14 protein-coding genes and 1 pseudogene are annotated in these 21,482 nt (G+C 47.6%); 10 read left to right on the top strand and 5 right to left on the bottom strand.

The genetic code is table 11. The annotated features are described in order from the left end of the window. The 7 genes and pseudogenes from DXZ20_RS29820 to DXZ20_RS29850 all read left to right on the top strand — a co-directional run. Positions 1–723: pseudogene (locus tag DXZ20_RS29820) on the top strand (putative baseplate assembly protein); the annotation flags it as partial. A 10-nt stretch (positions 724–733) separates the two neighbouring features. Next, positions 734–1,750 carry a phage tail protein gene (locus DXZ20_RS29825; protein WP_163702611.1) on the top strand — a complete coding sequence of 339 codons (1,017 nt, stop codon included), beginning with the start codon at positions 734–736 and terminating at the stop codon, positions 1,748–1,750. Between the two features lie 18 nt (positions 1,751–1,768). Then, on the top strand, positions 1,769–3,049 hold the full coding sequence (locus tag DXZ20_RS29830; RefSeq protein WP_250565975.1) for a hypothetical protein: 1,281 nt from the start codon (positions 1,769–1,771) through the stop codon (positions 3,047–3,049). Between the two features lie 93 nt (positions 3,050–3,142). Continuing rightward, positions 3,143–5,293 carry a WD40 repeat domain-containing protein gene (locus DXZ20_RS29835; protein ID WP_163702612.1) on the top strand — a complete coding sequence of 717 codons (2,151 nt, stop codon included), beginning with the start codon at positions 3,143–3,145 and terminating at the stop codon, positions 5,291–5,293. Between the two features lie 12 nt (positions 5,294–5,305). Continuing rightward, positions 5,306–7,873 (top strand): COG1470 family protein, encoded by a 2,568-nt coding sequence (locus tag DXZ20_RS29840; RefSeq protein WP_163702613.1) that lies wholly within the window; start codon positions 5,306–5,308, stop codon positions 7,871–7,873. 616 nt (positions 7,874–8,489) lie between these two features. Continuing rightward, the gene (locus tag DXZ20_RS29845; protein WP_163702614.1) at positions 8,490–9,038 is read left to right on the top strand and encodes a hypothetical protein; all 549 of its coding nucleotides are present in this window, start codon (positions 8,490–8,492) and stop codon (positions 9,036–9,038) included. Positions 9,039–9,364: 326 nt separating this feature from the next. After that, on the top strand, positions 9,365–9,592 hold the full coding sequence (locus DXZ20_RS29850; RefSeq protein WP_163702615.1) for a hypothetical protein: 228 nt from the start codon (positions 9,365–9,367) through the stop codon (positions 9,590–9,592). Between the two features lie 116 nt (positions 9,593–9,708). Here DXZ20_RS29850 and DXZ20_RS29855 read toward each other — a convergent pair whose 3' ends face one another. The 3 genes from DXZ20_RS29855 to DXZ20_RS29865 form a co-directional block, all read right to left on the bottom strand. Further along, positions 9,709–9,981: a hypothetical protein gene (locus DXZ20_RS29855; RefSeq protein WP_163702616.1), complete on the bottom strand. Its 273-nt coding sequence runs from the start codon at positions 9,979–9,981 to the stop codon at positions 9,709–9,711. A gap of 452 nt (positions 9,982–10,433) precedes the next feature. Beyond that, a complete protein-coding gene (locus DXZ20_RS29860) occupies positions 10,434–11,612 on the bottom strand; it encodes an SUMF1/EgtB/PvdO family nonheme iron enzyme (protein ID WP_163702617.1) in 1,179 nt (392 codons plus the stop codon). Between the two features lie 316 nt (positions 11,613–11,928). Further along, positions 11,929–12,956, bottom strand: a protein-coding gene (locus tag DXZ20_RS29865) for an IS630 family transposase (RefSeq protein ID WP_431732065.1) whose coding sequence is annotated in 2 segments (ribosomal slippage) — positions 11,929–12,527 and positions 12,527–12,956 — 1,029 coding nt in all. Because the reading frame shifts where the segments join, the coding sequence is not laid out codon by codon here. Positions 12,957–13,716: 760 nt separating this feature from the next. On the opposite strand from DXZ20_RS29865, the gene DXZ20_RS29870 reads away from it, so the two are divergent. Next, the gene (locus DXZ20_RS29870) at positions 13,717–14,832 is read left to right on the top strand and encodes a glycosyltransferase family 2 protein (protein WP_163702618.1); all 1,116 of its coding nucleotides are present in this window, start codon (positions 13,717–13,719) and stop codon (positions 14,830–14,832) included. 260 nt (positions 14,833–15,092) lie between these two features. Here DXZ20_RS29870 and DXZ20_RS29875 read toward each other — a convergent pair whose 3' ends face one another. Beyond that, positions 15,093–18,176, bottom strand: a complete 3,084-nt coding sequence (locus DXZ20_RS29875) for an efflux RND transporter permease subunit (RefSeq protein ID WP_163702619.1) — start codon at positions 18,174–18,176, stop codon at positions 15,093–15,095. 154 nt (positions 18,177–18,330) lie between these two features. Then, positions 18,331–19,617 (bottom strand): efflux RND transporter periplasmic adaptor subunit, encoded by a 1,287-nt coding sequence (locus tag DXZ20_RS29880; protein WP_163702620.1) that lies wholly within the window; start codon positions 19,615–19,617, stop codon positions 18,331–18,333. Positions 19,618–19,795: 178 nt separating this feature from the next. On the opposite strand from DXZ20_RS29880, the gene DXZ20_RS29885 reads away from it, so the two are divergent. Next, the gene (locus DXZ20_RS29885) at positions 19,796–20,353 is read left to right on the top strand and encodes a PadR family transcriptional regulator (protein ID WP_163667997.1); all 558 of its coding nucleotides are present in this window, start codon (positions 19,796–19,798) and stop codon (positions 20,351–20,353) included. A gap of 363 nt (positions 20,354–20,716) precedes the next feature. After that, positions 20,717–21,436: a phycobilisome rod-core linker polypeptide gene (locus DXZ20_RS29890; RefSeq protein WP_250565976.1), complete on the top strand. Its 720-nt coding sequence runs from the start codon at positions 20,717–20,719 to the stop codon at positions 21,434–21,436. The last annotated feature ends 46 nt before the right edge of the window (positions 21,437–21,482 follow it).

Raw genomic sequence — 21,482 nt, forward strand, 5'->3', positions numbered from 1 at the left:
GCCGCTTACCATGGAGCCGATGCTGAATCATTAGATGATGCCGTACTACGAGTGCCGCGACTGTTGCGTACCCGAGACCGAGCCGTCACTCCAGAAGATTTTGAAACCTTGGCCATTGAGGCCAGTCAAGGGGCTGTAGCCCGCAGTATTTGTCCTCAACAGATTAACAGCCAGCCGGGGGTGGTGAATGTGATGTTAGTGCCCCAAGCCAACACCGCCACCATTGATACTGCCATGGGGATCTCTCCGGAGTCCTTTGACCTTACGCCTCAGCTGACCCAACAGGTTACCCAGTATCTAGATGAGCGCCGTCCTTTAGGTATCCAGGTGAAGCTACAGTCCCCTGAGTATGTGGGCGTGACTGTCAAAACAGAAGTTGCCATTGATGCAGCCTATGGTGCCCCTGAAGCTCAGCAGGTGATTCTCCATGATCTGCAAGTCGCCCTCTATCGGTTCTTAAATCCCCTTGTTGGAGGCCGTAACGGTCATGGTTGGCCTTTTGGTACAGCGGTGCATCCGTCAGACATTATCACATTGTTGCAGGGGATAACTGGAGTACGTTATCTCGGGGCCGTCATGCTATATGAATTACGACGTCAAGACAATGGCTGGGTGCGTCAGTTAGCCCCTGATAACGTTGTTAAACCAGGACCATTAGGCCTGGTCTGTTCCTGGGCAGATACTCAGCTACGTTCGGGCCACACCATTAGTCTGATTAATTAGGGAGAGGCCGATGTCACAGGTACAAACGGGACAAATGATGAGTCTTGAGCTATTGCCTCTCCAGGTGCCTGAAGCGGTTATAGACTCAGCTACCGTATTCTCTCGACAAGCGGTAATGCCGCAGTCGTTAATCAGTAAACTGTGTCTACGGCCAGGGGAGTTTAGTGAATTAGTGGTGCGGATCAAAAACCACTCTAGTGAGTCGATCCAACTTAACTTCTCGGTCACTGGAGATATGCCCTCTAGCTGGTGGCAACTGCGCACAGAAGGCTCTAGTTTACCTGGCCATCACCAGATGGAAGTTGTTCTGTATTTTGCGATCGCAGCCGATTTCTTTGAACAGCCCCTCGCCCCTGAGCAACTGCCCCTGAAACTAGATTACACTGGCCAACTAACCGTTACCGCCATCACCTCCCGAGGTGACAGTCAGGAACAAATTAGCCCTTTCCAAGTGTTGGTCAGGCCGCCAAGCCTGTATCTCGACTTTCTCCCCGACATCTATCGCAATGTTGATTTTGTTGGTCGATTTCTAAAAATCTTTGAAACCACCTTTGAGCCCACCGTTGATATTCTCGATCACCAATGGGCCTACCTTGATCCGCTCACAGCCCCCCAGGCCATGCTGCCGTTTCTGGCACACTGGGTGGGCTGGTCATTTCAAGGACCGCTCAGTTTAGCCCAACAGCGTGCCTTGATCCGCTATGCCATGGAGATTTATCGATGGCGTGGCACCCGACGCGGTTTGCGATTTTATCTCCATCTGGCCAGTGGTCTCCCCTTAGACGACCATGTATCCGATGAATCCCAACGGTCCATTGGCATCCACGAAAACTTTAGCCAGGGCTACGTGTTGGGTCAAACTATTCTAGGAGAATCCACCATCCTCAGAGGTAATCTTCCCTATCACTTCAACGTGCAGCTACGCCCTCCCAGGGATTATCCCCTCAATGAGACCCTGATTCGCACCATCATCGAACAAGAAAAACCCGCCTTCTGTAGCTACGACCTTGCCATCGAACCCCAATAACCAATACCAATACCCCCCATGAACCCCACCCCCCTCCGGCGTATCCAAGTCAACGACGGCATAATGAATCCCAGCCCCCTCCAGCGCATCCAAGTCAACGACGGCATGCTGATCACCGCCAACCATTGGCAAATCGCCCACAGCTATCACCAACAACGACAAACTATTCATTATGAAGCTCTCCATCGGGGTGGTATTGTTAGCGGCTTAGGAGTGAGTGTGGGTCCCATTCCCGAAGTCGCACCGAGTAAATATCGACAGCCCCGCTGGTTAACTATCCAGCCGGGATTAGCCATCGACGCTAAAGGCAATCCCATTGTGGTTTCTAATTTAGAAAGCTGTTATCTCTCAGCCCAGCCCATTGCTGAGACGACAATTTATATTGTGCTGAAACATTCAGAACGGTCCTCTCAATCTGAGATTGTTCAAGAAGCATTTCAGATTATTGAAAAAGATGTCCCGGCAGAGAGTGATGAGGTAGAACTTTGTCGAGTGCGATTAGGCATGGGGGACGTTGCGATCTCACCTCCTGAGGATGTCTTTTCTCCTGCGCTCAACCAGCTTGACTTACGCTATCGTCAGTGGGTGCAGCCTCGCCCCCAGCGAATGGCCAGCGTTGCAGCCTGGTCTTACCATAGCTCAATTATTGCTCAGTTCGAAGACCTATTTGCCGCCTTGCCAGGCCTATATCCAGCATTGCAGGGACAGGTGACAGCGCAAGTATTGGAGAGTGATTTAACCTATCTTGCCTATGAAGATTTTTGTGAGCTGACTCGCCCCGATCAGCGACAGGTTGCTCAGTATCTTCAGCAAGGGGGTGTAATTTTGGTTGGAGCTGCAGCCGACCAACTGGGTGAACTCTATCGGGTTGAAGCTGAGCTCAATCAAGCCCTCTTCGCCAAGCCTCAAGGCTTAACGTCATCGCTATACACCTCGGCAGAGCAGGAACTACATAACGTTCAAGGTTGCATTGCTGAAGCTGTGGCAAAACTAACTGAGCCATTGCTGGCTTTTCTAAACGCAGAAGGATTAAGTCTTAAATCTGTAGGCAGAGAAGTGCGATCGCAACCCTTTAGCTTTAGTCAGTGGCCCACGATCCATGGTCAGCCAGTTGATCTGCACGGTTGGGGTGGGTTGTTACTGTTGGTGGGGCCGTTGCCTCAGGCTTGGAGCCTTAGCGAAGACCTGAATCTCTCCCGCGAAGAGATTCGCAGCGCTCAGGAATTGGGGGTTAACGTGTTGAATTTTGCAGCACGGCGGCGGTGTATGTATCAGTGGTTAGCGCCGCCGCCATCATAAGGGGGCATTGCCCAACCTCAGTTTCCTGATGCCTTGACCAATTCTCAACTAATCCGATTGCCTGACCCCATTGCCTGACCCTATTGCCTGACCATGGCCAAACAAATTCTGACCCAGCTTTCTACCCATACAGTCCATTTAGGCATGGGTAATGACCAATTTGAAGTCATGGTCAATAATCTTAGCGATCGGTTTGCCACCTTTGCCTTAGAACTGTCAGCTTCGGGGCTAGCTCGCCAGACTACACCAGATTGGTATCGGCTCACTCCAGACATCTCGGCAAAGATTCCGGCGGGGGATCAAGTCAATTTTGTGGTGAGCATTCTAGAAACTCCCCCGATCCCTGGTGGTTTCACTGGCAAAATGAATCTCAATGTCAATGTGACCTGTCTGGAGTTGGGGGAAGAAGACCGCCAGCTAGTCAACCTTGTTGTTGCCGGATCTGGTGTACTACCGTCCTCCCTTAGCGTCCCCAAAACTGAATTTCAGGCTGTTCCAGGAGATTTGATTGAGATCCCTTTACAGCTGTTTAATCCTAATCGTAACACCGCACATACGCGGGTTACCCTCAAAGGTTTGCCCAAAGCATGGCTTACCGACGGTCACGAGCGGCGTTTACAAGTAGCCCCCCAGGGAAGTGCCCATGGGGTATTTATCTGCCAGCTACCATCGACTAGTGAGGCAAAACCCTATCCATTTAGCATTGAAGTAAACCAGGCCGAGGCACCGATTGTCAGACAAAAAGGTATCCTCACAGTGTTGCCAACGGGCTGGGTTGAATTTGTTTATGAACTTGAGCAATCTGAAGATTCGGAACCACCATTAGAGAAAAGAGTAAATGCTGCGTCGAATCGCTATGCCCTGGTCCTCAATAACAAAAGTAATGTCCATCAATCTGTTGCCATCACCCTAAATCGGGTTGATATTCCCTGGCACCAGAAAATTTGGGCGATGTTACGTCGCCGCCCACCCATACCTGCCTCAACGACATCGCATTTACTTCAGCTCACCCCAGCACAGGTTGATCTCAAAGTGGACGATCTGGCCCAGATGAGTTTAACCCTTTCGCCAAAATCCCCCTGGTGGGGCTGGCAACGACGGCAACAGTTTCAGCTACGCCCCCAGCTACATCAAACAGAAATACGACCATCGACTCAGACCGTTGAACTGGTAGCTAACCCCAAAGTTCCCTTCTGGTTACAGTGTCTAGGTTTCCTTAGCCTGAGTATTATGGCCATTATGGCTGTCTATTGGCCCAATGGTCATCGCGGCTCTGTGAATAGTGTACAGTTCGACGGTCAGGCGAATGCCGTGATTAGTGGGGCAGACGATCATACCCTATATCGTTGGCAAGTCTCGCCGCGTCTGCAAGATGTAGCAAAGCTAACAGATACGAATAAGTCTGTGCGTGTCGTTCGTTATCGTCCCCGCAATAATGATTTGTTAGCAGCTGGTTTAGAAAATGGAGAAATTCAACTATGGGATTTTTTATCCCAGAAGTCTCCTAAAACTTTGGTATTTCATAAGGATGATCGAGTCTTTGACCTGCAATTTAGCTATGATTCCCAAAGTCTTTTTAGTGCCCACGGTAGCGGGCTGGTACTACGCTGGGCCATGGATGATTTATCTCACCTGGGTCAGGGCACTGTTCCAGAACAGGAGCAACACTTTGACTTTGCTATTCAAGCGATAGCGTCGATTGATTACACTAACCAGCAACATGATCAACAGTCCCACTGGCTGGCTGTGGGCGGACGCTTTAACCACCTGGTTTTATGGAATCTAGAAACGGATCAGCAACACTTCCTAAAGTACCCTGCTGGGGAACCCAATCACTATATCTCTAGCGTAGATACAGCAGATGCAACGTCAACTCGCTTAGCGGTTGCAGATAATCAGGGGCGCATTACCCTATGGAATTTGGATAAATGTCTCCATAGTGTTACCGCTTGCAAAGTAAGCGACCAATGGATGGATGGCCATAAAGGTAAACCTGTAAATACCGTAGCCCTGAGTAAAAATGCCTGTTACCTGGCTAGCGGTGGCGACGATGGTCGCGTCATGCTCTGGTTTCTGAATACGGCAGGACAGGTGATGGAACAGAAGAAAATAGCCCACTTTAGTAAACCCGTTAACAGTGTTGACATTTTGCAACAAGATAAAACCCTGCTAGTGGTCAGCGGCAGTGATAACCATCGTGTCAAGCTGCATCGCACTAAGGCCAACAATAAAATCTGCCCATAAGGATACGTCGTAATGACTCATTTTTCCCTACCCATGCGATCGCTACCCGAGGTAGCTATGGAACCGTCTGAGATTGCCCTATCTCAGCCCATTGGGATTATCCTCTCCTCTTCTGGAGAAGACTCTGTGCTACCGGGCGAGCGTTTAGAAATTGGGGTGACCATTAACAACAAGGGAAACCAGAGTGCCATTATTGATGTCTACCTAGACGAATTACCAACGGCCATTCATAACTGGTGCTCTACGACACAAACCCGTCTGGCGTTGGATCCTGGTCAAGGGGAAGAAGTCACCTTTGGGTTTGATGTGCCAGCGTCAGCTTTATCGGGAGCCTATCGCTATCGATTGATCGTAGACGCCCCTAACCATTATCCTGATAGTCCGCCCCAGCGATACGAACAAGTCTTGCAGGTGTTGCCACCGACCCATACAACCGTCAGAGTAAATGATCCGACGTTTGCCGTAGAGCCAGTTACCACCACCAATAAGCCAGTTAAAACACTGCCAGGCAATCCGCTTCAGTTTCAAATATATGTTTATAACAGAGCGGACCGAGTGGATCGGTTTCGGCTACAGTGCACTGATTTAGCTGAAGATTGGGTAACCATTAATTATCCCCAGGGATTCCAAGCGCCAGGTTTGGCCATAACAGAACCCTATCTGGATTTGAACCCAGGTATGGAGGGCGTTATTTTATTGACCATTACGCCACCATCCAATGCCCTGGCAGCAACCATGCTGGCTACGCTACAGCTTAAATCTGAGAATAATCCACAACTCAAGCTGCTAGATGTTCTATACATCACCATTGATCCGGTTTATCAGCTGGATACTCGCTTTCGCACCCTGGTGAGTCGGGTACAGCGACAGCCAGGTTTATATAGTATTCAAGCCAGTAATCAGGGAAATACCCCCAGAACCCTGGAGTTCAAAATTTTAGGGCTGGAAGACGCTGATCTTTGTGACTATCAGATTCGGCCTCCATCACTGACCCTAGCTCCGCAACAAACCTTACTCAGCCAGATTTCTGTTCAACCTAAAAATCCCTGGCAGCGACCACTGTTTGGGGGTGGGCGAGTAATCAACTTTGAAGTTACAACAACTGACCCAGAGAAAAAGCCACTCCTCGACATGCCCATGCAGGGGCTTTTAATGTGGGAAGCGCGCCCCTGGTGGCAAATTTTGCCAGTTATTTTATTGTTGCTAGGCTCATTTATCGGGCTAATATGGTTAGCCTGGTATTTTTTTATTCGCCCCCCTGCACCCACCAACATTTTACGATTTTCAACCGAGGATACAGCCTACAGTGCCGCCCAAGGAGACACAGTACATCTTGGGTTTGACATTGCCAACCCAAGGCGGATACAGCATCTAGAAATCGTTGGCCTATCGGCTGAAGGTAAGCTGTTGAGTGGTCCTTTAAAGTTTGACTTTACCCAGGGGTTGCCTGCCACTTTAGAGCCTCTATGTGTGCAGCGAAAAAAACAGCTGACTTGCCGTAATATTCGCACTGATGCCACACGAGCAGGCGAGTATACGTTTACCCTTTCATTGATTCCTAAGCCAGGTCGTAATGCTACACCAGCAACAGCAACAGCACTGCCTGTGACAATTACCCCTGCACCGCTACCGGCCATTCTAGAACTGGTCCCGACCTTCGCTTCTTATGCTGAAGCACCGCCACAGCCAAAGACAAAATCTAAGGAGACCCAGACAAACGCTGCGAAGAAGGCCCAGGCTACGGATGGGAAAAGAGCACAAATGACAGATCTTCCCATAGCGTTTGTTCCATCTCTGCCAGAAAAAGATCCCCATGTTGCCAGAGTCAACTGGAAGGTAGATCATCCAGAACAATTAGAGACGCTACACCTGGTTGGACGAGATGCAGAAGGAGCTGTCGCTACACCAGTGTTTTCATTCGATTTTCAGGCTGGGATACCCAAAGAACTCACTGATTTCTGCCTATTAGACACCCAGTTAATTTGTCGTAATGTCCCCACAAGTCTGCGTCAGGCGGGTATATACACGTTCGATTTAATCGCCATTCCTAAAGGAGAGTTGCCTGAAAAACCTATTTCATTGACCAGTGAACCCACACACATTCAGCCGCGCCCCCCCCGTTTGTTGACGTTCACGCTCAATGGAGAACCGGCTCAGCCTAACTATTTGGTCCCTGTTGATGAGGGACAGCCTTTAGTAAATTTGGAACTAGCTTGGGCCGTAGAAGATAATCCGGGTACTCAAGTGATGCTGATGCCAGCCCCTGGCAATGTCCCCGTAGAAGGTGTTTTGCCTTTACCCCTTAGTCCAGAACCGGGTGAAACGCTCGTCTCTTTGCAGGTGATTAATGGGGCTGGAGAACAGCTCACCCGCTCGATTACGATTACCACCTATGATCCGACACCAGAGAGTCCCACAATTGTTGTGAATACAGGGGATGCAGCAGCTGGTGATGGTGATGGAGCCAATGCTGCTGGCAGTGCTGATGCTGCCGGGAATAATGGAGGCGCAATTAGGGTGCCAGTGCCTAGCAGACCAGGTACAGTATCCCCGCAGGAGCTACCCCCACAGTTTGAATAAACTGGCTGTAATCCCCGTTGGATTTGGCGCGATACTTCCCTTGCTGGGATCAGAGAAGCACTGGAAAACTCTATCTACTCACAGCAGGGTATCCTGGCCCACGAAGTTGAAAAAGGTCGAACCGTAACACCTAAAGAATCCATTTGATCGTTTCTATGCAGAAAATACATGCTTGCGGCGACCGATTAGCTGGTAGAGCCACCAGCTAAAGAGGAACGCAACGGCTGCGATCGCAACCGACTGCCCAATCCGCAACCATTCTCTATCACCTGAAATGCTTGTACCATAGTCATTTTGCCTATTTTCAGGGAATTAAGAGGGATTGAAATACGCCTGAACTATGCTTAATAGCGTTCAATTTCTAGATTTTTTAAGCCATTTTTAAGCCAAAAACCCACCCTGCACGCATATCTGCAAGAAAGAACAGGTAGACGGTATTTTTATATATCTATCTAGGTCAACCTGACTTTTCCTGCTAAGTCCTAGAATTGCCTAATAGCAAGGGTTCTGAAACCACACTAAATTCTTAATAAGCTGACCTTATTGAGAATTGAGCCGCGAGGCTAAAGGGCTTCCAGGGCGTTAAAATTGAGCAGATTTTTCTCTGAAAAAGATAATGGGAAAAGTCAGCAAAGGTGACACCAATACAGCTCGTGGGGGTGCAACCGGTACCCACAAGATGCGGGATGAAGGGGAGGTGCATATCAAGCTACTGGCTAAAGGTAAGGCACGAATCACGTTCCCGGATGAAGCGCCCTTTATCCTGCACTATCCCAACTTGGAAGCCTACACCCAGGTAACTGACAGCTATTTAAGCGAGCATGATGCACTCATTGATGAGCTAGCTGAGGATGATTTTGAAAGTCAAATCATTAAGGAATCCCCTTCAATAAAGCTCCCTACGAAATGGGAAGTGGCTAAATCCAAAATGCAGGCTGTGGATAGCCCTTTACTACCTCTAATGGAGTGGTTTGAAAGCAGAAATGAAAACTCATTCTCCATGCAGTTCATCAAAGAAAATGGGAAGTTGCGAAACACCATTGGAAAGCATGAGTATTTCCAGGGAAGTAGCGCTAGAGAAAAAGTAGAATCTGCTGTGCTTTTATTGGTCAGGGATGGACTACTTCATTATGATGGCGAGGCTGTTTTTAATAACAATAAATAGCCTCTTGGCGATTGGGTGGGCGTTGGGTGATTTTTACTCTGAGCGCACTGGGTGATACAAAAAATCAAGCCGCCCAGACCGCCCACCCAGAAATCGCCCAGCATTTTTAAGTTGCATTTACATGATTTTGAAGAGATAGAAAAATACTTAACTTGAAGGTATTCCCATGACGTCAAATATGGTTCCTAAAGCAGTCATCACACACGATCTCAGAATTGTTAATATCACGGGGCTAAAAAAGTTAAATAGACTAGTCTATAGCCTATTTTTACTCAATAAATCACTGCATCTACGTCCCAATAAAATCACTGACTTGTCACAAAACAATGAATCAAAATCCCGAAAATCATCAAGCGCTAAAAGACCAAATCAGTAATCTGATCGAGTCGTATGATCCGTCCGGTTCTGCACTTCTTGAAATTGCGGTTGATGTCGCTGATAGGTACTCAGCACTCGCGCAGGTATCAGAACTGTTAGCAGCGTCCCATAGTCAAATGCGAGCGCTCGAACATCGCCACGCGCTCTTTGAGAAGCACGGCATTCCAATTCAATAAAAACCATTGCATCTACTTTCATTCCTGGAAATCAAGCTATGTCACTGAATCAACATGAAAACCACGAACCAAAAACCAGGCTTCACCCGCCATAGGGGAAGCAGTCAGTAACCACATCAATACGCGCTTTGAGCGGTAGCTGTAGATTCGGTTACCGCTCGCTTTTTGAAGAAGGGTACTGAAATGCTTGCAGCTAAAGGATTTGAGGGTGCGGGGGATTCTGCGAATAAATTGACTGGAATGCTTGCAGCTAAAGGATTTAAGGGTGCGGAGATTGTGCGTTTCTTGCTGTTAGAGGTATCAGCATTCTGATCGAGGTCGCGGCAGAGGATGAAGGCGTCATTGATAAAATTATTCGGCTTAAGAAAATGCTGGATGGTGATGCCCAACACGAAAAGGAGCTTAAGCAATCTGGCACTGTGAATGATGATTGCTCTTGAGTATAGAGACGAATTACTCAAGGAAAACGGAATTTCAATCGAGTAACCCGCAACTTAGTCTCACTTGCTTCCGAAAAATCACTGCATCTACTTGATTCCTAGAAATGAAATCATGTTGCTGAATCAAAATGAAAAACACAAAAGCAAAACTACGCCATGGCAGACATCGGGGTACTGGTCGGTAGAAGCCTAAGCCATGGATAAATGTAAGCGGTAGCTATGGACATTTCAGGCTACCGCTCTCCTAACATCACTTAACAATAGATATACATATTGAATTTACGGCTACCGTTGCATCCGGTTCTACGACTATGGATGCCTGGTGGGTAGTTGAATAGTTATAATTTGTGGCTATCTGTAACTGGCTGTGGCAAATTGCAGCAGTATCTAACAAGGAGTTACTAAACCCTCGGGGCACGACAGACTACCCGGAAACCGAGACTGAGGTTATCGTGCTCGGAGAAGTAGTCGAGGCGACCGACCGACCGACAGCCTCTAGGAACGCAGTTCCAAGAACCACCGCGTATCACTCGATGGTTTGAATTACCTCCTTCAGTCCACGCACTACCATCCGTGGGCGCTCCATCGGAAATCTTATGCCAAGAATCTTGACACCACTCCCAGACGTTCCCATGCATATCATAAAGACCAAAGGCATTAGCAGGATACGTTCCTACAGGTGTCGTTTCACCTATGTTTCGGTCATAATTAGCCTGTTCCCCGGACAGGGTATCGCCAAAATAATATCGAGTCATCGTCCCTGCTCGACATGCATACTCCCACTCTGCTTCGCTAGGTAACTGAATATTCTCTCTAGTCTTCTGTGAGATTCTTTCACAAAACGATACCGCCTTGTACCATGAGACAGTTTCAACAGGGAGGTTATCTCCTTTGCCATAGCTCGGGTTATCGCCCTCAACAGCCTGATATTGCGCCTGAGTAACTGGGTATTTCCCCATCCAAAACGCAGGTACGGTTACCTCATGCTGTGGCTGCTCCCAGTCCTCGCCATCGTTCTCATTAGCAGGTGCTCCCATTTGAAACGTACCTCCAGGGATATACTCCAGTTCTAAGGTGACACCGTTACCGAGGTCGATCGCTTTTGGCTGAAGCGTTATCTCTTCCCCCTCAGCAGAAACCGTAGCTTTAACTGCATCAGGAAAGGCATAGTCTATAGCGGCTACTAACTGCTCAAATCCATCAGGTTCAAAGAAGTCTACCCAGTGAATATCTTGAAGATTTACTCCGTATTCCTCTTGACGAAGCTCTGGTATTTCACAATCATCTAACCGTAGCGGTATTAAGTAGACATCACCAGGTGGCAACTCGCTATATTTATTCAGCGCCATCTTGAACTCTTTTTGCACATAGCTACGCTTGCTCACTGATGTTTGGGATAAGCAAGCAATGAAAACATCGCAGTTCTTGATTGCCTTAGGTATTTCTAAACGCCAGTTCTGACCACCTCGCAAATCCATCTTATCCAGCCAAGGCTGGTAACCCTTTTGTTTCAGGCGATTGTATAACTCAAACACCTGCGCTTTATCTTCTTTCGCGTGGGCTAGAAATATGCGTATCATTGGGTATGATGGACAGCACAAAACATCACACAGAAAGCGACTCAGAACTTGCCGGTTGGGAGTCGTTTTCTATGTCTATACCTATTAAAGTCGCTTTATCTATTACAGACCAGGAAGAATACTGGATCATGCGTCAAAGGGATGACTGCCTCATCAAGATCCACAGTGTCAGGTAACGAAAGCGCTAGAACACCCTATGCAACTTCACTGTGAAACCTGGAACGTTTCCTTAGTCTGTGAAGTGGAATAGTGTACTTAGCCTGGTAAAGTAGAGAGCTATTTTTAGACGCAATAGCGAAAAGCAGCTATAGCGTTCCTATTTGATTGGTGAGAATGTTCCATACATATGCATTTTGGGAAAGTCAAAGAGTTCCAGGGCACAAAACTGCTCAAATAGAGCTTTGAGGCCAGTGAATGACGGCTTCAATCCAGCCATCTGTCTGACCCAGGTCTTGGCTTGTAACCAAACATCCTCAATCGGATTTTGAGTTGGGTCGTTGGGCGCAAAGCGAATGCAGTGGATACGCCACTGGGATTCTGGCAGTCCTTCATTGAGCTCGTTTAAGCACGCTTGAATCTCCTGAGAACGATGATAACTGGCTCCATCCCATAGAATAATCAAGCGCTGGTTTGGAAACTGACGCTGCAAGAACTTGAGATAGGCCAATGTACAGGTCGTATTGCCGGCAGCGTGGGCCTCAACGAAAACGCGTTTACTTAGCAGGTCCAAGGCCCCATAGTACGTCTGCCGGTCGCGTTCATTGACAATCGGGACCTCAACGCGCTGATTTCGACGTCCCCAAACGTAGCCTTCGAGATCCCCACTCATCAGATGACATTCATCGACAAACAACACCCTCACTTGGCCACATTCAATCTCGGTGCGGTAGCGTGCCAATAGCCGTTGGATGTCGGCTTTTTTTTAGCCACTAGAGCGGGATCGGTTTTGGGGTTGACCTTGCTGGTTTTCTTCCAACTCAGACCAGCGGTCTCGAATAAGTCGTAGTAACTCTGTTTGGACTCATAGCTGACCCCATATTCACTGGCCAGGTGATACTCCAATTCATTCAGTGTCCAGATAGCTTTGGTCCCGAGCCACTCGATAACAGCGGCCTTTTGAGCAGCACTCAGATAGCTTTGACGACCTTTATGACGCGGTGCAAAGCTGCTGAGTCCCTCGGCCTCGTATCGCTGCTTCCAGTTTGCAATGAAGCCCATCGACACGTCGAGAATACTGATAATCGATTCGTAGGTATGCCCCTGATAGAGCAGTTTAACTGCTAGGGCTTTCTTCACCTGACGACCATCACGTTGCGTCTTGATGAAGGTTTTCAATTCTTCGATGGCTGCGGTTTGACTGGATACTGGTATCTCCGAACTCATAACGATACGGGGGGAACATGCTCTGATGAATACAATTTCTCAGATCATACCGATCTACCCTCAAGAATCAAGACGGATGACTATAAGCTACATATGTATCAATATAAAGTTATTTATAATACTGAGTTCCTATTATTCGACAGGCTATAAAAATCCCTATTTATACTGAGTTTTCTTGATGAGAACTAATTAATAATTTAGATGAGTAAGATGAGAGCTAATTATTAACTAAAAGCAGCAGCAACAGTTTCTTGGAAAGCCCCCACATTCCTCTAGGCTGTTTGCTAAGCTAGAGCCCAGTTAACGCTTTTGTCTTTTTCCAGTAAGCTTTAATTCGAATGCTGATAGGTTAGCCTATTAGCTATTTATGGCTGAATAACTGAGGCTATTTGCTAAGCTAGAGCCCGGTTAACGCTTTTAATTTCTTCTTCTAGTCAGCTTCAATGTTGGATGCTGATAGATTAGCCTGTCAGCTATCCATAGCTGAATGACTTAGAAGAAATTACACCTCATTCCATTCTTATCTATTTTTTTCTGTGTCCGTGAGGTAGCAATGTGTATGGTTGCCACTACAATATTTGAGTAGAATTACCCATGCTTTTAGTTTAGCTGTAAGCATGCTCCACTGAGAAAAAAATAAACTATATCTACGCTTAGAGCCACCCGTCATTGCTGACAGTTACTGTCTATTGTCCTTGCCTGAAAACTTTGAGTGGTTTCCATGACTGCTAAACGCTTTAACCCCAATGCTTTACCCCAAGCAGCCTCAAAGCCTTCGATTACAATCGTTGTCTCACCGCGCGAATGCTTTGGTAGTACACAGCAGACTCTGGAAAGTATCTACAGGCATACTAAAATGCCATTTGAACTTGTATATGTGGATACTGGTTCACCCAAACAGATTAAAAATTACCTATCCCAAGCAGCAGTTAAATATAATTTCACGTTATTACGTTCTGAGCATTTTCTTACACCAAATCAAGCCCGGAATCTGGGCCTAAGTCAAGTTACGACAGATTATATAGTTTTTATTACTAATGATATTCATGTCTCAAATGGTTGGTTAGAAAGGCTTTGGCAATGTTCCCAAGAGACGGATGCAGCCGTTGTTTGTCCCCTTACCTGTGTGGGTATACCTTTACATGAGCGCATTCATCTAGCTGGTGGTGAGGCCAGGGTCTTCATGGATGTTCAGGATGGACAGCCCCGTCGTTGTCTTTATGAACAACCCTTTCTTGTGGGTTGTTCAGCAACAGCTATGAAATCTCAATTGTCTAGACGAGCCTGTGAATTTGCAGAGTTAAACTGTCTGTTGATTAAACGAGAGATTTTTGCTCAGATTGGCTATTTGGACCCAAGGTTGGTGGGGGCTCAGGCAGATATGGATTTTTGTCTCAATGTGAATCGCGTTGGTGGGCTCATGTTCTGTGAACCTGCCTCAGTTGTGACCCATGTTTCACAGAAACCCAATAATTGGGCTGATTGGTCTTGTTTTATGTTGCGTTGGAGTGATGCGTGGGGGCTGGAAAGTCTGATGCGTTTTCAACAGAAATGGGATTTAGATGTGGAACGCTATTTTCAGACGCGCTACAGTCATCTAGGACAGCATCGTCAGGAGACTGTTGTTTATCCTTTACTTCGTCAGTTAACCATAGGCAATATCTCTCCATGGTTGGAGCAGCTGACCATTGATGTTGAAAGGTGGTTCAATCAAACACTTGCAGATCGGTATGCTCAGTCTAGTGAAGAGGCTGTTGGTAAGGTGGTTCACGCTGCTGTGGGATCGACTCAAACGATGGAGTCTCGCACACGGGCTTTAGTCAGTATTTCTTTGTAATAGCAGCCTTGTTATTTGAAGATCACTTAAGGTTTCACCAATTACTAACTCCATAATATCGTTGGACTTTGCATCCAAAATCGATGGATGGGCTTAGGGGAGGGGGATAGGTGTTGGATGGGGTGTTGGGTTTCATGTTTCAACCCAACCTGCGGGCTATCGTATATGCATATCTCGAAAAGATGTTCGACATCCTGCCTTATCAAGGGGAGATCTAGCTCAGACACTCTTGTATTCAAAGTTTTATTCTTGTTGTCCTTTTAGCTCGTTGTAACCTTAACCAATGTTTTCCTAGGTCGATGAATTAACAAATGAGCTGACGGGATAAAATACAACGCCAACAGTGTTGCCCCCCCTAGACCCCCAGCGATCGCAATCGCCAACGGTGGCCAAAACCCAGTCGAATCGAGCAATAGCGGCGTAAACCCAATAATCGTTGTAACCGTCGTCGCCACTACGTGCCGCGTTGCCCTCATCACCACCTGTCGCGTTGCGCCTGCATCTCCCTTTCGTGCCAGGGGATCATTTCGCAATGCTGCCAACACCACAATCGAGTCATTAATCGCTAGACCAATTAGACCCAGCGTACCAAGAATGGCAGTAAAGCCGAATAGTGAGTTAAACAACCACAAGGCCATTGCTGCTAAACCCACTGCCGCCACTGCAACAACTGCCAGCAACCCGGCCAATGCAAAGGAATTAAAGGACAATACCAGTGTCGCTGTCATCAATACCACCAAAACTCCCACCGTTGACAACAGATTACCAACGGCAGATCCTCTGGCATCAGCCTCCCCTCCATAGCTGAGACGATACCCCGTTGGTAGCTCAAAGCCCTGCTCTGTCAATGCTTGTTGAAACTCAGTCAAAACAGTGCTGGGCAAAGACCCCGCCGTAATAAATGCCTGTACCGTATTCACCCGCTGTCCATCCCGTCGAGCGATAGTGCTCAGTTCTGGACGTAGGTTAACTGATGCCACGGCAGAAAAGGGAACTGTTGTCCCAGTAGCACTGAGTAAATCAACAGAGGTAATGCTTGCTAAGTCACCGCGCTCCTGCTCCGGTAGCTGTACACGCACAGGAATATCTTCTGTGTCTTCTAGAATAGAACCGCCGAGCTGACCATCTAGAAGAGTACTGAGTTGGGATGCGATCGCACCATTATCCAATCCCACTCGTTTAGCTGCTGCCTCATCCACCTCCAATGCTAGCTTTGGCGATAGCTCCGTCAACGTGGCCCGAGTATGGGTAACCTCATTCAGCTGAGACAATATTAGCCGCAGCTGATTTCCCAGTGTCCTCAACTGCTCCAAATCAGGTCCATAGAGACTGACCTCAAGCGGCGCATCAAAAGGTGGTCCCTGCTCCAGCTGTTTCACCAGGATCTGAGCATCGGGAAATGTCCTATCTAGTTCAGTTTGCAGTGTTCTAATTGTCTCTCGCAGATTATCGGTGGACTCCAACTGCACAATTCCCTGGGCATACTCAGATGCATTCCGACGACTGCCCATTACGTTATAGAAAAAAGACGGGGCGTTTTGGCCTAGAAACCAATGGATATCGCTGACTGCTGAATGTTGTTGGATCAGGTTGCGGATAGCCAGGGTTTGAGCGCGGGTGGTTGCGATCGCGCTAGATGCCGGACGTTCCACTTCAATTTGAAACTGGTCACGATTTGTTGGTGGAAAAAACTGTTGCGGTAAACTGGCAAACTGCACAAATCCCACCATAGGCAGCACCATGGCTATCAATACACCTAAAATAGGTCGACGAAAGACAGCTCGTAAACTTCCCTCATAGATACGTGAGAGAGTTTGATTAGAGAAGCCACCAATACTCCAATGTTGAGAGTGAGAACGTAACGGTCGCCAACGATAGACTAAGCCGGCTAAGGCTGCAATTACAGTTAGTGAAAGAGTTAACGAACTCAGTAGCGCTAAAATTACAGTGCTGCCAATCGTGCCAATAAACTCTCCTGTACCACCAGGAGAGGTGGCAATGGGAACAAATGCCAGCACTGTAGTCAGTGTGGATGCCAGCAACGGAACTGTCAGGTGCTTCACTGTTTCACCCACCGCGATCGCAGGATGGCTGCCACTTTGCAAGTGTACCCGCACCTCATCCACCACCACAATGGCATTGTCAATCAGCAAGCCCAGGGCAATAATTAACCCTGTAACAGACATCTGGTGTAGCGGAATGCCCAGCACGTTCATACTGCCAAATACCATCAGTGTAGAGAGCGGTAGCGCCATGCCAACAATCAAAGCTGAGCGCCATCCCAGCACCACCAGGGAGATGCCAATCACTAAAAGAGAACTAACAATCAGGTTGCCAATTACCCCATTCAATCGCTGTTGCACATACCGACTTTGATCCAGCACAATGTTGATGCCAAGACCATCTGACAGATCAGCTTCAAACATTTTGAGAACTTTTCTGGCCTGCTGTGCCCATTGGTCTACACGGTAGTCAGACTCAACAGTGGCTGCCACTACAACGGCGGGTTGACCACCGATCAATGCCAGGTCAGAGACTGGAGTTTGTACTCCTTTGGTTACCTGAGCAATATCTCCTAGCTGAGCAATCTGCCCCTCTGCCCCTACCTGAATTGGAATTTCTCGAATCTGATCCAGCGAATCCAGAGAACTGTCCACCTCAAACAAGAGTTCAGTAGCATCACTTCGCAGCTCTCCAGTAGAAATCTTCGCATCGCTAGCCCTAATCTGTTGTGATAAACTCTGGGCACTAATGCCTAACTTCAGCAAATCAGCCTGACTAATTTCCACCTGAATCTCTTCATCCGGCTCACCAAACAGCTCTACACTGTCCGTCCCAGGCAAGTTTCTTAATTCAGCTTCCAAGCCCTCTGCCACCCGACGCAGAATCGAATAGTTAACTGGCTCATTCAGCTCCCACGTTAGCCCCACAATCATGGCGCTTGCCTGTACCTCTTGATCCTCATACTCAGGCCGACTTGCCTCAGCAGGTAGCTCAGGAATCACATCGTCAATCTGACTCCGCACCCGTGCCCATACTGGCTCCACAGCAGACACCGTATCCTTCAGCTCCACTGTAACTACCGATATGCCAGGACCAGAAGACGAACTAATCTCCTCAACCTCTTCAATATCAGACAGCTCTTCCTCAATTTTGTCAGTTACTAAAGACTCTACTCGTTCTGCACTAGCCCCTGGGAAAAAGGTAGTCACCGTCGATGACCGCTGAACAATTTCAGGATCTTCCAACCGGGGTAATGATAAGAATGCAGACAGACCCCAGACAATAACTAATGTTAGCGTCAAAAATAGTAACTGCCGATTTCGAAAAAATAGATTAAACATAATTAGGTCAAGAGAAAAAGCAGTTCTTAGTCAAGACTTTGTATAGGAAAATAGCTTGGTTAGCGGTGGGGGAGTGGAGGCCCCCACGAAAGGAAGGGTTTCAGGGAGGAAAGCCCTGAGCAACCCCCACCGCTATTGACCAATTTTCACGCTCCTAATTCTTCACCAACTGCCCTGGCACCAGCCGATGCGTACCACTGGTAATAATCTCTTCCCCTGGCTGTAGAAGCCCCCGCACAAAAGCCCGATCACTTTCCGTATACAGCACCTCCACCTCTCGACGACTCACCTCATAAAGATTCTCACCAATGTCACTTTCCGCCTCATCCAATACATAGGCCGACCACAATCCTCGCTCTCCAGCAACAAGAGCACTGGTTGGTAACCAGTAGCCAATTTCATTCTGTTGATCTTGCAACTCCAGTCGTGCAGTTGCACCAATTGTTGGCTGTGCTGCCGGTGGCAAAGCCATTACCACAGTGACCGTCTGGCTAGCATCATCAAGCTCTGGCAACAGTGCAGTAACTCTACCCTCAAACGATGCACCATCAACTTCAACTGTCTGAACGTCGCCGCTATTAATACGACTTGCCATCTGGCGAGGTACTCCAATACGAGCCTCCAAAGCATTGCCTTCCACCAGACGCATAATGGTTTGACCTGGGCTGACAACGACACCTTCATCCATAAGCCTCAGAGAGACACGACCATCAAAAGGAGCGTAGATAACGCTTTTAGCAATGGAGACATCTAAATTTTTCAAACTGGCCTCAATTTGGTCTACCTGGGCATCCTGAGCGCTGACTTGTTCCACCCGAGTACCTGTGTTTAGCTCATCTAACTGACTTTTGGCCTGATTAAGACGACTTTCTAAGGCATCGGCACCAAATGTGGCCTCATCTCGTTCTTCTAAAGAAATTGCACCTTGAATATAGAGATTTTCACGGCGCACCTGCTGTAACCGCGCCAGGTCAAGCTGAGCTTGCAAGTCTTGAACAGCAGCAGCGGCAGCGGCAATATCTTCCTGACGGGGACCGCGTTCTAATTCTTCAAATCGAGCCTGAGCCTGACGACGTTGGGCCTCAATCTGCTGACGTTGAGCTTGCAGGCTGCGGGTATCTAACCGAGCTAGAGGTGCTCCGGCAGCGACGGTATCCCCTTCATCTACAAGCACTTCCACCAGGGTACCTGCTTGCTCAAAACCCAGATCACTACTGCGTCGAGCAACGATTTCACCGGTGTAGGTGCGCTCTACTTGATATTCATTAACACGTTCTAAGGCTTGGGTTTGAACGGGGAGCGGTTGAATCGCATCCTCAGCCACAGCTGAGCCAGACCGAAAACGCCCCAGCCAGATGGCAGGAGCTACTAATACCGGCAGCAACCATAACCAGTGCCAGCTAGGGCGCTTTGCACTGGTATCAGACGTTGATGAAACCATAGCTCAATATCCAAACAGTTGATATTCACTTAGTTGATATTCGCGTAGTTGATAATCAAATAATTGATATCCAACTTGTTGCTTATGATTCCATAGCGTATACTCAACATGTTGGATATGTCAACGGATTCTCCATTAAATCTGTCTGTTAAGTCTGTCTGTTAAGTCTTTAAATTCTATGGCCCTAGCCCACACCATCCTTGCGTTATTAGCCCAGCGACCCGATAGCGGATACGACATTAGTAAACGCTTTGACGAAGGGCTTAGCTGCTTTTGGAAAGCCTCCCAGCAGCAGGTATATCGAGAGCTATCTAAAATGGAGTCCCAAGGCTGGGTGAATTTTGAAAAGGTGCCCCAGGAAGGTAAGCCGGACAAAAAGATTTACAGCATTACAGATTCGGGATGGAGTGAACTCACTCGCTGGTATGCAGAACCTACTGAACGCACCCAAATCCGAGAAGATTTGCTGGTGAAGGCGATGATTGGCTATAAAATGCCCCGGGAGATGTTGTTGAAAGAATTACACCATCGCCAGGCACTACATCAGGCACAGTTAGATGAGTATCGTGTCATTGAGGAGATGTGTTTGGGGCATCCTGAACCCCCTGTGGAGCTGCAGTTTAAATACCTCACCCTGAAACGAGGGATTGCTTACGAAACAAGCTGGCTGCAGTGGTGTGCTGATGTGCTTTTATTTTTGGAGCAGTACGATGCGCAGCAAAGGACTGTGTCTTAGGGTGGGGTGCGATCGCATACTAGTTTCGACGGTTGCCATGGCCTTAGTGCAAAATTATTGATTTGACTTCAGGCGTACAAGACTGATTATTATTCAATTGCAATTATCGTTATGCTTCTTTACGTATCCTAAAAGAAGTCTAAAAACCCTAACGATTTCTCAAGAATCTTCAGATATCAGTCGTTTCTAGTGGGTGAGCACCCTACTTAGAGCTCCCTTTTCTGAGGAAAATGCAACATAATTAAACAAATTGAGTAAATATACTTATCAGTTTTGCTAGTGGGGGACGGCCTGTCACTAATATGTCCTTGACTAAAGGGCTCTATGTCGGCCTGCTTGTCCATTTATAAAAGTCAATTAAAAATGCAGACACTTGCCAATAACAATCAGGTCATCCCCGTAGCCACCAACGGTAGTATCCGTTTAGAAAGTGGTGATGCCAGCGGCATTAAGATGTTTTCTACGATGGATAAAGCAGACTGCTTGCAAGCAGTTTATCGTCGTCTCTTCAAAGACAATCGCAACATTGATTTTCACCACAATGAGTCTCTGGATTCAGCTTATCTCAATGGTGAAATTACCACGCAGGAGTTGGTTCGCGAGCTAATTTGCTCTGATATGTTCGTGAACTACATTCTGGCCAACAACAGCAACTATCGCTTTGTTCAGCTTTGCTTTGAGCGGGTTCTAGGTCGCCCTGCCATTCAGTCAGAAGTATTCAAGTGGAGTTCATTGCTGGCTTCAGAGGGCATTCGCACATTTGCCGAGCAGCTGACCGGTTCTGAAGAGTACATAAATGCATTTGGTCCTTACCAGGTGCCTAGCCGTCGTTCCATCAAGCTATCGTCCAGTGATCAGGATTTACCTGCTCTACCTAAGGAACTCAGCATCAAGCGTTATCAAGGTGAAGGTAACGTTAATCAGTTTAACTACATTGGTGCTATTAACCCACTATGGGACGGCAACATGCCGCCAGCTATTATCCGTAAGATTGGTGCTGTGATTACCGTTGCTGGCGTTATTGAAGTCACTCGCATATTGTTTACAGCGGCTGTGGGTGCCATTACTGCTGGCCACATGTAATGGTTGTTTCAATCATTTAATTACTGCCTAATTCTTTGGATTTCTG

The sequence above is a fragment of the Adonisia turfae CCMR0081 genome, assembly GCF_011009555.1.
GTDB classification, from domain to species: Bacteria; Cyanobacteriota; Cyanobacteriia; order Phormidesmidales; family Phormidesmidaceae; genus Leptothoe; species Leptothoe turfae.